The organism is Anaerotignum propionicum, from assembly GCF_024461735.1.
Lineage (GTDB): Bacteria > Bacillota > Clostridia > Lachnospirales > Anaerotignaceae > Chakrabartyella.
Window position 1 is genome coordinate 321,273 of the sequence record NZ_JANGAD010000001.1, and the last position, 10,543, is coordinate 331,815.

The window sequence follows — 10,543 nt, forward strand, 5'->3', positions numbered from 1 at the left end:
AAACTCCCAAGCAGGTTTGCTTGAAATGTTGCGGAAAGGGGAAGAACATGAAAAGATTGAAGCAAAGGATGCTAATTCTAATCCTTGGACTTATGATGTTTTCTGCCACAGCTTGTGTGGATCAAAGCGGAGCTAACGCAAAAGAAACAAAGGCAGTTACAAAAACAATGTCAGCTGAAATAGTAGCAGGAAAACAGGTGGAAGAAAACACACAAAAAGAGACTGAAACTAGTAAAGAGGACGCTGAAAAACAGCCCGCGGATGGTTCTCTGGATGTAAAAAAAGAACAGACCAAGAAAGTGGATGCCAAGGCTCAGACCACAGAAGGTAACAAGAACGTTGTAACTGATGAAGTTCGTATTATTGCAACATCGGCGGCAACCTGCGAGATAATGAATAAATTGGGGATAGAATTGATTGGTGTGCCAAATACCACTGTTTCTACAATTCCATCTCGTTACGACAAGGCAACTCGCATTGGAACGCCCATGGCACCAGATTTGGAAATCATCAAATCTTTGAAACCCACTGATGTTATAGGACCAGATACGCTAAAAGAGGATTTAAAAATAAAATATGATAACATTGGGATTACCTCTACATTTATCGATTTAAAAAGTGTGAAAGGCTTATATGACAGCATAACTTTGTTAGGCAATAAGTATGGGAAAGCAGAAGAGGCAAAGGCCTTGATTGAGGACTACAACACCTTCATGAAGGATTATAAGGCAAAGCATGTTGTTACGGAAAAGCCTAAGGTATTAGTACTTATGGGGCTTCCAGGCAGCTATCTTGTAGCGACAAATAAATCTTATGCAGGGTCTTTGGTGGAGCTTGCTGGAGGTGTAAACGTATTCCCCAGTAACGAGAAGGATTTTCTCAATGTGAACCCAGAAGAAATTTTGAAGACTGATCCTGATATTATTATTCGTACAGCCCATGGATTGCCGAAAGAAGCACTTAAAATGTTTGCAAAGGAATTTTCGGAAAATGATATTTGGAAGCATTTTAGAGCGGTGCAGGATGGAAAGGTTTTTGATGTGGACTATATGATCTTTGGCATGAGTGCAACCTTTGACTATCCTCAAGCTCTTTCTGATTTAGAGCCTATGCTTTTTGGTGATTAAAATGAAAAAAAGAAAAATATCTGCTTTTTTTATATTGACGATTTTGCTTTTGGGACTTTTTATTGTGTCGGTCAACCTAGGAAGCATCAAGGTGACCTATGGAGAACTTTTTAGAGGACTATTTATAGAATATAACGAAAAAGTGGCAACCATTTATGATTTAAGATTTCCCAGGATAATTATTGCAATGGTGACAGGGGCTGGATTGGCAGTTTCCGGGGTGCTTTTTCAGGCAGTGCTAAAAAACCCATTGGCAGACCCGGGTATTATTGGCATTTCCGCAGGATCAGCCTTTGTTTCCGTATTAATTGTGGCCTTTTTCCCTATGTGGTACTTTTTTACGCCGTTGTTTTCTTTTCTAGGAGGAATTCTTGCTTGTTTATTGGTATATTCTCTTTCGTGGAAAGCGGGGTTTTCACCCCTTAGAATTATTTTGGTGGGCGTAGCTATCAATGCTGTCTTTACGGGTCTCATGGAATCCTTTGGATCAATGAGTGGGCAAAATTATTCAGGTGCTGCGGCAATTGTGAATGCAAATATCTCTATGAAAACATGGAAGGATGTACGTCTATTGTCAGGATATGTTACCCTTGGACTGATTCTTGCCATATTTGCAGCCACAAGGTGCAATCTTCTAGCACTAGAGGATAAAACCATTCGGAGCCTTGGGGTGAATGTGAATGCTTTAAGAGCCGCTATTTCTATAATTGCAGTACTGCTTGCTTCAATTACTACGGCAGTTGCCGGTTCGATTAGCTTTATAGGTTTAATTGTCCCTCATATTGGCAGGCTTATGGTGGGGAGTGACCATAAATTTTTAATCCCTTTTTCAATGCTTTTTGGAGCCTTTACTATGCTTTTGGCTGATACTGTGGGTCGTTTGATTGCCTATCCTTATGAAATTTCTGCTGCGATTATTATGTCGGTCATAGGCGGACCGTTCTTTATTGTACTGCTGAAAAGGAGTGACAGAACCTATGGAGGTTAGAGAGCTGGATTTTTCCTATGGAAAGATTAAAGTATTAAATCAAATATCTTTACAAATTCCAAAAGGTAAAATAACAACACTGATTGGAGCAAATGGCTGTGGAAAATCAACGTTATTTCATGTAATGACAAAGAATTTAAGGGCACAACATGGAAAGATTTTTCTTGATGGAAAGAACATAAACGAAATTCCTCTAAAGCAGTTTGCAAAGGAGGTTTCTATTGTACACCAATACAATGTTTCGCCTAATGATTTGACTGTGAAGAAGCTCATTGGTTACGGAAGAATTGCTCACCGTGGTTTTGGCAAAAAAGACAAGGAGCAGGATGAAAAATTCATTCATTGGGCCATGGAAGTTACCGGTATAACAGAGTTGAAAGACAGGCAGATCTCTGATTTATCTGGTGGACAGAGACAAAGAGTATGGATTGCCATGGCACTGGCACAAAATACAAAGATACTGTTTTTAGATGAACCTACTACATATTTGGATATTCGGTATCAAATTGAGATATTAAAGCTGGTGAAACGGCTGAATTCAGAGCTGGGAATGACAATGCTTGTTGTGCTCCATGATATTAATCAGGCAATCCAATACAGCGACGAAATTATTGCAATGAAGGATGGGAAAATTATTGCCCAAGGGAGCCCGAGAGATATTGCCACGGAAAAAATATTAAAGACAGTGTATGATGTAGATTTAAGAGTGGAGAATGTGAATGGAAATATTTTTGTTCTTACAATTTAAATGCTTTATAGTTGCAGAATGTGCGAATTTGAATTTGGACGATTATTTATATAAATATTTTTAGTCATAAGGAGTTCTTTGAGTAAAGATGTTAAAATCCAGATTAATATAGGTATGATTGATTAAGAAAAACTGCTTTTTAAGATGAAATAAGAATTACGGGAAGACCTCTTGTGTAATTGTGTCTTATTGGACACGATTTACGATAGCACAGGAGGTTCTTTTTATTTTAAGCAGAAACGAATAGGGGTAATGTTATAGGTACATGATGAGTAGATTCACACGATTATTTTATAGGAATACGTAAAGATGAGTTGAAAAATTTTGTTAAAAATTGTATAATTATGAATTAGAATGTTCATTTGCATACAAGTAAAAGAGTGGATATCGTTATAAAGAAGAATTGAAATTAACACGTGGTGTTATTTTATAAAACAATATGATAGAGCAGCTTAATTTAATTAATAAAGTAAACAAGTTTGGATTCATATATATAGTAGGGATAATTTTTAGAAGGTAGATATTAGAAAGGTGAGATAACAAATGGCAATTGTAGAGGTTATAAAATATAATGGTGGACCAGACGTTTTTGCTTGGAAATATCCTAGTGAAGAGTTAGGAACCTGGACACAGTTGATTGTAAATGAATCACAAGAAGCTGTTTTTGTTAAAAGCGGGAAAGTGTTGGATATTTTCGGGAGCGGAAGGCACACGCTAGAAACCGCCAATATTCCTTTATTGAATAATATCATTAACTTGCCCTTTGGTGGAAGATCTCCTTTTACTGCTGAGATCTGGTATATCAATAAGGCATTCAATTTAGATATCAAGTGGGGAACGCCTACACCAATTCAAATTCAAGACCCCAAATATGGAATTTTTGCCCCTGTTCGCTCTAATGGTACTTTTGGCATTCAAATTGTGGATTCTAAAAAATTCTTGGTTAAATTGGTTGGTACCATGCAGGTATTTGATAAAATGTCAGTAACCAAATATTTTAGAGGGATTTATGTTGCAAAAGTGAAGGACGCAATTTCCACTTACTTAATACATAATAAGATTAGCATATTGGAAATCAATGCATATATTGATGAGCTATCAGCATTTATGAAAGAAAACATACAACCAACTATGGAAGAATTTGGAATTCAACTAGTGAATTTCTATGTCAATGAAATTAGTGTTCCAGAAGAGGATTCTGCAGTGAGAAAGCTGAAAGATGCTCTATCAAAAAGAGCAGAAATGAACATTATTGGCTACAGCTATCAGCAGGAGCGTTCTTTTAATACACTAGAAGGTGCAGCCAAAAATCAACATTCTACAGCTGCTCCCCTTATGGGAGCGGGAATGGGCTTAGGTATGGGATTGGGTATGGGAAAAACTGTGGGCGCAGGATTTGGGGGAATGGCCGAAGAAATTCAAATTACCAACCATGCCAGTGAAAAAGAATGCCCTGAGTGTCATGGGAAGATGCCAGTACAACAACGATTTTGTGGTATTTGTGGTTTTGATTCGAATACAGCGGGAAGCAAAAAGGAAGAGCAACGCAAATTATGTTGTTCTGAATGTGGATCTCCTCTTTCAGACAGCATCAAATTTTGCATTGAGTGTGGCAGAAAAATAAACCCCTGTCCCAACTGCGGAATAGATTTGCCTGATAGTGCCAAAGTGTGTTCAGAATGTGGATATGAAATACCCACAGCTTGTCCGGGGTGTGGTTCATCCATTTCTCCCAAAGCGAAATTTTGCCCTGAGTGTGGGCAGGTACTTTTGAAGAAATGTCCGAAGTGTGATGTGGCCATTGAAGGTACTCCAAAATTCTGCCCTGAATGTGGCGAGAAGCTATAGAGGAGGGAAAATGTATGAATAGATACAGTAAAGCTTTGCTCATTTCGGGCATTATCACCGTAGTTATTTCTGTTATTGTTTTGCTACTGTGTATCAATGATTGGGGCGGTCTTACGCCTCTTGCGGCAGTGTTTTTTATTTGGGCAGAAATTGTATTTTTCGGAGGCTTGATTTTTCAACAGAAAATCAGTTCACAGACACAGCAGCTGGTGTTACAGGCTTCCTTTATCCCACTACTTACAATTTATTCCTTTGTTTGTGGGGGATTATCAGTTCTTTTTCTTATTAAATTTAAACCTGAATGGAAATTCTTTATCAGCGTTCAACTAGTATTGGCTGGGATCACTGCAATTCTACTGATTGCCCTTTATTCAGCGAGTAAAGCTATTCGTTCCGCCAATCAGAATACAATGCATGATATTATACAAATAAATTCGTATATCAGTCGAATTAATACCCTTGCAGTATCTGCGGGCGAGGAAGAGAGTTATGGACTTGACTTGAAAACGATTTCTGAGGCATTACGCTTTACTGACGTCTCTGCTTTGGTATCAGTGGATGAGGAGATAAACGATATCATTTCTGAATTGGAGTTAGAGTTTGAAAAAGAAACTATATTTAGGTCAGCAAAATTAATTCAAGAAAGATGCACCAAATTAGCCAAATTGATTGAAAAAAGAAAGATACAATCTAAGACCATTAAGGAAGGAATCATTTAGATATGAAAAATTCGAAGTCGGCAATTGTTATGAGTATCATTATTGAAAAGATACAATTTATTGCAGGAATTATATTTCTATTCTTGTTTGGGTTGTGCACTGTGGTGTCGTTTGCAGATGCAGAGCTAGCTTCTGATGGATTTCTTGCGTTTTGCCTTGTTGTGGACTGTTTATGTATTCTGTTAATTTACTATAGCAGAAAGAGACATAAATTAAACACTGATTTTAAGAAATATGTATCCGCACTATCGGATGATCCTACCGGATCTATTTTAAACTTAGCTAATGCCATGGGTACTTCAGAAGATGTGATCTCAGTGAATTTGAATAAGATGATAGAAAAAAAATATTTCTCAAATGCATATATAGATAAAAGGAAAAATTGTATTGTTTTATATAAACAAGGAGAGACAAAGGGCGTTGCATCCACTGCAGGGGATGTGAGCGCCTTTACAGGAGTCTCTCAAGGAATTGTTACAGTGTGTTGTAAAGGTTGCGGCGGTGTAAACGCCATTCCCAAAGGACAATCGGCAGAGTGTGAATACTGTGGCTCTTTGCTTCAGGGGTAAGCATTTAAATAAATTGGGCAATGCTTAACATTTTAATCAACAATGAAAGTGAGGCAAAGTAATGAAAAGTAAGGGAGCAAGATGGGCATTTATTATCGTACTTTTAATTCTTTTTTTACCAGCAGGGATTATTGTTATGTTAGTTAAGCTTCATAAAGATCCATTTAACTATACATCCAATGGAAATAATACAATAATCGTTGGTTGGATACTATTTGTGTCTGGTATTTTATACTTGTTTAGTTGCCTATCTGATAGTGCCGCAAACAGTGGTGTTGGTTCAATACTCAGTGGAGTGGCTTTTTGCTGTGGGGGTGGCTTTGCTCTGGTTCGTCACGGAAGAAAGTACAAACAAAGAGGGATGCTGTTTTCAAAATATCTCACATGTATTAAGAATAGCAATGATGGGTCAATAAGGGACATTGCAGCATCCTTAGGGTTTACCTATGATAAAGCTTATATGGATATTGTAGAATTGATTCGATGTGGTGCATTGCCTAACAGCTATATTGATGAGTCAACAAATTGTGTTATATCTCCATATATTAAAAAATGGGTTATTGACTATAAAAACAAAACACAGATGAAAGAAGAACCTGAAAAACTTAAATCTAGGACAGTGAAATGCTCCAATTGTGGTGGTATGAATAGTATCACAGGAAATAACTATGAGTGTGAATACTGTGGCTCACCTCTTGCCTATGAATATATATAGATGAAAATTTGATTTAAATTGAGGCAAGAAACCTCATTAAAATAGACTGTTTGCAAATTTGCAAACGGTTTATTTTTTTGCTATTTGTTCTGGCAAAATCAATAAACAATTAGAAAAGCAAGCTTTAAAAAAGTTTTAAGGCAGGGAAAACGGAGAAATAATAGCCCTTGATTTAAGGTGTGATTGCAAATGTTCGAGATTACTTTACAAATATTAGCAAAAAGGGTAACTAAGGGGACATACATTAATGATATTATTCTACCATAGATATTTGCAAACAAGCTCATATGGGCATTTTATATACCGACGATGTAATATTTATAAAAATATAAATCAAAAGAGAGCATTGTTTATTGATATCTTGTTTCTGTGGACAGGCCTGCACAGATACTTGTTCCAAAATTCAATAAGGGAGGGGATTTTTCAAGGAAAATGAAGAACAGAAGGTGGAGGGAAGGTATATTTCAAAGGTTAGGTGGGCGAAATGGCAAGATTGGCTAAGGTAGACTATAAACAGTTGACCAAACTACGAGATGAAGTGAACAAGCTCTCTAAGGAGGAATTTCCCGAGTTTCAAGAGAAATTGGTAAGAGAGATGGCCACCAGACTAGTACTAAAGGCGTTAAAGCGCACCCCCACAGACCCTAAGGATTCCCCTGGGATAAGAGCAGGTTGGGGCATTGGCGACGTGCGTTACGAAGGCGGAGCCTACAGCATTGAGGTATACAATAGCTGCATTTATGCCAATTCCGTTGAATGGGGGTATTTAGCGCAGGACGGAAAGACTTTAATACCCGGACGCTTTATGCTACATCTTTCGGAAGAGGAGCTGCGACAAGATGCTGACAAGGCAATAGAAGAAAAGCTGATGGAAGTTTTAAGGAGGAGTATCCCATGATTTCCAAATTGATGACAGGGATTGAACAAGCTATACGAAAGGAATTCCCTGAAACTACCTACAAAATATTTACTGAGGCAACAGAGCGAGTTTCCCCTTGTTTCTTTATTCTTTGTATAAGCCAAAGCCGCAATGCAAAGCTTGGAGACAGATTTATTCTTAACACCTCCTTTGAGGTGCAATATTTCTCAGGCAGTGGCAATAACGAGTGCTGGGGAGTGGCAGAAAAGCTGAGGGAACTTTTAGATGTAATCTCCCTAGAGGAGGATTTGATGCAGGGGCGCAATGGCAATTATAGAGTTGACAACGGTGTGTTACATTTTGTAATGGATTATAACATACCTATGATGCGACAGCAGGATGCAGTAGATTTTATGGAAGAGGTGACGGTGTATGGCAAAACAAGGGAAGCAGGAAAATAAAAAAGAGGAAAAATATTTTTCCAAGGAGGCAATTTTGCAAAGTCAGAAATACAGATCCCACGGCGATTTACTTTTTGCGATATTGGCGGACGATAAGTTATATACCTCTATGGAGATTGACAACACAATTGATGAATTTCAGAAAGGAAAGGTGAAATAAATGGGATTAGGCGGCGGTACATATTTGGTACAAAACAAGACCCTTCCGGGGGCATACATTAACTTTATTTCTGCGGCAAGAGCTTCTGCCACACTCTCGGACAGAGGGTATGCAGCAATGGCTTTAGAATTGGACTGGGGTGTTGATGGTGAAATGTTCACCATTGAGAATGGAGATTTCCAAAAAGAATCTTTAAAAATTCTTGGTTACGATTACAGCCATGAAAAGCTCAAGGGGCTGCGAGATTTATTTTGCAATGCCAAAACATTATACGCTTATCGCTTAAACAGCGGCAATAAGGCGGTAAGCCCCTTTGCAACAGCACGTTATAGTGGCATTCGTGGCAATGACATTAAAATTGTGATTTCTGCCAATGTGGACGAGCCCACAAAATTTGATGTGGTTACGTTATTGGAAAACACAAAAGTAGATATTCAGACTGTGGCTGAGGCGACAGAATTAAAGGACAATGATTTCGTTGTTTTTAAAAAGGATGGCATTTTAGAGGAAACAGCGGCAACTCCATTGGCAGGCGGTACAAATGGTCAAACAACTGGTGCATCTTATCAGGTGTTTTTGGATAAGGCGGAAGCCTATAACTTTAATACATTGGGTTGTCTCTCCAAGGAAGAGAGCATCAAAGGACTTTTTGTTGCCTTTACCAAGCGTTTAAGAGATGAAATGGGTATTAAATTTCAGACTGTTATGTTTAACAAGGCGGCAGATTATGAAGGCATCATCAATTTGAAAAACAAGGTGACAGATGGTGAAGAGACTAGTCTTGTTTATTGGCTGACAGGAGCATCCGCAGGCTGTGCTGTAAATAAATCTATTGCCAATAAGGAGTACGACGGCGAGTTTTTGGTAGATACTGCCTACAAACAGAGCCAATATGCAACGGCATTGGATGCAGGTGAATTTGTATTCCATAAAATCGGTGATGAGGTGAGGGTATTAGACGATATTAACAGCTTTGTTTCCGTTACCACAGATAAAAACGAAGATTTTACAAGTAATCAGGTTATCAGAGTCATTGACCAAATCGGCAATGATATTGCTGTACTTTTTAATACCCGTTATATGGGGAAAGTACAGAACAATGAATCGGGCAGAATCGCTTTTTGGAGCGAGTTGGTTTCTTACAATAAGCAGATGGAACAAATTCAGGCAATTGAAAACTTTGTTTCTGATGAATTGATTGTAAAAAAGGGCAATGATAAAAAATCCGTGGTTGTGGTGAATCCCGTGACACCAGTTTGCGCCATGACGAAACTGTATATGACTGTTGTTGTTGAATAAGAGAGGGGGCAGAGAGATGAGTAATATTACAATGCTAAGCAAAGATGCTATTTCTGCAAAAAAAGCAGAGTGCTTCATTACCATTGAAGGGAACCGTTACAACTTCATGAGTGCCATTTCCGTAGAGGCAAAAATGGAGAAGACAAAGGCGGAAGTTCCTATTTTAGGTAGAATGAACAAGGGACATAAGGCAGTGGGGGCAAATGGTACAGGCAGTGCCACCTTCCACTATAACACATCTATTTTCCGTGAATTGATGAAGCGTTATCAAGATACTGGAGAGGATGTTTACTTTGATATGCAGATCACCAACGAAGACCCTACCTCTAACGTTGGCCGACAGACAATTATCCTTCGTGATTGTAACATTGATAGTATGGTGATTGCCAAGTTTGACGCTGACGGCGAATACTTAGACGAGGAAATGGAGTTCACATATGAAAGCTTTGAAATGCCTGAAACATTTCAAATGCTAAGCGGAATGTAAAAAAGAGGAGGAATGATATATGAGTTTATCAGCATTTTTGAATCCTGTTAAGGAAGAAGCCTGCAAGATTGTAGCCAGCAAGCGTTTTATTGGTGAGGACGGAAAGCCTGTGGAATGGGAATTGAGAACCATTACGGCAGATGAGGATGAGGCAATCCGCAAAGCCTGCACCAAAAGGATGCCCATTGCCGGAAGAAAAGGTCAGTTTAGCCAGGAAACAGATTTAAACAAATATTTGGGTTTATTGGCGGTTTCTTGTACTGTTTATCCCAACTTGAACGACGTTGAGTTGCAAAATGGATATGGTGTGATGGGAGCGGACAATTTGTTGAAGACCATGCTTCATGCAGGGGAGTATACCCAATACGTTTCCAAGGTTCAAGAGCTAAATGGATATGATTCCTCCATGGATGAATTGGTGGAAGAGGCAAAAAACTAATTGACGGGGGCGATGGGGAAAGCAACTATGCATATTACTGCCTGCATCAGCTGCACCTATTACCCTCACATTTTTTAAAACTTCCAAGAGAAGAAAAGGCTTTTGTGATTGCTTCCATACAGTT

Annotated in this window: 13 protein-coding genes; all 13 read left to right on the plus strand. The window is 38.5% G+C overall.

Features of this window, described 5'->3' with window-relative positions:
• Nucleotides 1–47 precede the first annotated feature (47 nt).
• The 13 genes from isdE (at nt 48) to NE558_RS01740 (ending at nt 10,419) form a co-directional block, all read left to right on the plus strand.
• Nucleotides 48–1,127 (plus strand): heme ABC transporter substrate-binding protein IsdE, encoded by a 1,080-nt coding sequence (gene isdE / locus NE558_RS01680; RefSeq protein WP_256148179.1) that lies wholly within the window; start codon nt 48–50, stop codon nt 1,125–1,127.
• A gap of 1 nt (nt 1,128) precedes the next feature.
• Nucleotides 1,129–2,115, plus strand: coding sequence for a FecCD family ABC transporter permease (locus tag NE558_RS01685; protein ID WP_256148180.1), 987 nt, complete (start codon nt 1,129–1,131; stop codon nt 2,113–2,115).
• On the plus strand, nt 2,105–2,863 hold the full coding sequence (locus tag NE558_RS01690; RefSeq protein WP_256148181.1) for an ABC transporter ATP-binding protein: 759 nt from the start codon (nt 2,105–2,107) through the stop codon (nt 2,861–2,863). Before NE558_RS01685 ends, NE558_RS01690 begins: the two co-directional genes overlap by 11 nt.
• Nucleotides 2,864–3,406: 543 nt before the next feature.
• Nucleotides 3,407–4,711 carry an SPFH domain-containing protein gene (locus NE558_RS01695; RefSeq protein WP_256148182.1) on the plus strand — a complete coding sequence of 435 codons (1,305 nt, stop codon included), beginning with the start codon at nt 3,407–3,409 and terminating at the stop codon, nt 4,709–4,711.
• Between the two features lie 14 nt (nt 4,712–4,725).
• Nucleotides 4,726–5,430 (plus strand): hypothetical protein, encoded by a 705-nt coding sequence (locus NE558_RS01700; protein WP_256148183.1) that lies wholly within the window; start codon nt 4,726–4,728, stop codon nt 5,428–5,430.
• Between the two features lie 2 nt (nt 5,431–5,432).
• On the plus strand, nt 5,433–5,999 hold the full coding sequence (locus NE558_RS01705; RefSeq protein ID WP_256148184.1) for a hypothetical protein: 567 nt from the start codon (nt 5,433–5,435) through the stop codon (nt 5,997–5,999).
• Between the two features lie 61 nt (nt 6,000–6,060).
• Nucleotides 6,061–6,714, plus strand: a complete 654-nt coding sequence (locus NE558_RS01710) for a hypothetical protein (RefSeq protein WP_256148185.1) — start codon at nt 6,061–6,063, stop codon at nt 6,712–6,714.
• 484 nt (nt 6,715–7,198) lie between these two features.
• Nucleotides 7,199–7,612 carry an HK97 gp10 family phage protein gene (locus NE558_RS01715; RefSeq protein ID WP_256148186.1) on the plus strand — a complete coding sequence of 138 codons (414 nt, stop codon included), beginning with the start codon at nt 7,199–7,201 and terminating at the stop codon, nt 7,610–7,612.
• Nucleotides 7,609–8,034 carry a phage tail terminator family protein gene (locus NE558_RS01720; protein WP_256148187.1) on the plus strand — a complete coding sequence of 142 codons (426 nt, stop codon included), beginning with the start codon at nt 7,609–7,611 and terminating at the stop codon, nt 8,032–8,034. Before NE558_RS01715 ends, NE558_RS01720 begins: the two co-directional genes overlap by 4 nt.
• Entirely contained in the window at nt 8,006–8,194 is a 189-nt protein-coding gene (locus NE558_RS01725) for a hypothetical protein (RefSeq protein WP_256148188.1), read from the plus strand. The genes NE558_RS01720 and NE558_RS01725 overlap by 29 nt, the downstream gene beginning before the upstream one ends.
• Nucleotides 8,195–9,493 carry a phage tail sheath family protein gene (locus NE558_RS01730; RefSeq protein ID WP_256148189.1) on the plus strand — a complete coding sequence of 433 codons (1,299 nt, stop codon included), beginning with the start codon at nt 8,195–8,197 and terminating at the stop codon, nt 9,491–9,493.
• Between the two features lie 16 nt (nt 9,494–9,509).
• Nucleotides 9,510–9,980 (plus strand): phage tail tube protein, encoded by a 471-nt coding sequence (locus NE558_RS01735; RefSeq protein ID WP_066048144.1) that lies wholly within the window; start codon nt 9,510–9,512, stop codon nt 9,978–9,980.
• 19 nt (nt 9,981–9,999) lie between these two features.
• On the plus strand, nt 10,000–10,419 hold the full coding sequence (locus NE558_RS01740) for a phage tail assembly chaperone (RefSeq protein WP_256148190.1): 420 nt from the start codon (nt 10,000–10,002) through the stop codon (nt 10,417–10,419).
• Nucleotides 10,420–10,543: the final 124 nt, after the last annotated feature.

Bases quoted from the DNA above. Each gene is read 5' to 3' on its own strand.
- isdE (WP_256148179.1), top strand. From the start codon at position 48: ATGAAAAGATTGAAGCAAAGGATGCTAATTCTAATCCTTGGACTTATG.
- NE558_RS01685 (WP_256148180.1), top strand. From the start codon at position 1,129: ATGAAAAAAAGAAAAATATCTGCTTTTTTTATATTGACGATTTTGCTT.
- NE558_RS01690 (WP_256148181.1), top strand. From the start codon at position 2,105: ATGGAGGTTAGAGAGCTGGATTTTTCCTATGGAAAGATTAAAGTATTA.
- NE558_RS01695 (WP_256148182.1), top strand. From the start codon at position 3,407: ATGGCAATTGTAGAGGTTATAAAATATAATGGTGGACCAGACGTTTTT.
- NE558_RS01700 (WP_256148183.1), top strand. From the start codon at position 4,726: ATGAATAGATACAGTAAAGCTTTGCTCATTTCGGGCATTATCACCGTA.
- NE558_RS01705 (WP_256148184.1), top strand. From the start codon at position 5,433: ATGAAAAATTCGAAGTCGGCAATTGTTATGAGTATCATTATTGAAAAG.
- NE558_RS01710 (WP_256148185.1), top strand. From the start codon at position 6,061: ATGAAAAGTAAGGGAGCAAGATGGGCATTTATTATCGTACTTTTAATT.
- NE558_RS01715 (WP_256148186.1), top strand. From the start codon at position 7,199: ATGGCAAGATTGGCTAAGGTAGACTATAAACAGTTGACCAAACTACGA.
- NE558_RS01720 (WP_256148187.1), top strand. From the start codon at position 7,609: ATGATTTCCAAATTGATGACAGGGATTGAACAAGCTATACGAAAGGAA.
- NE558_RS01725 (WP_256148188.1), top strand. From the start codon at position 8,006: ATGGCAAAACAAGGGAAGCAGGAAAATAAAAAAGAGGAAAAATATTTT.
- NE558_RS01730 (WP_256148189.1), top strand. From the start codon at position 8,195: ATGGGATTAGGCGGCGGTACATATTTGGTACAAAACAAGACCCTTCCG.
- NE558_RS01735 (WP_066048144.1), top strand. From the start codon at position 9,510: ATGAGTAATATTACAATGCTAAGCAAAGATGCTATTTCTGCAAAAAAA.
- NE558_RS01740 (WP_256148190.1), top strand. From the start codon at position 10,000: ATGAGTTTATCAGCATTTTTGAATCCTGTTAAGGAAGAAGCCTGCAAG.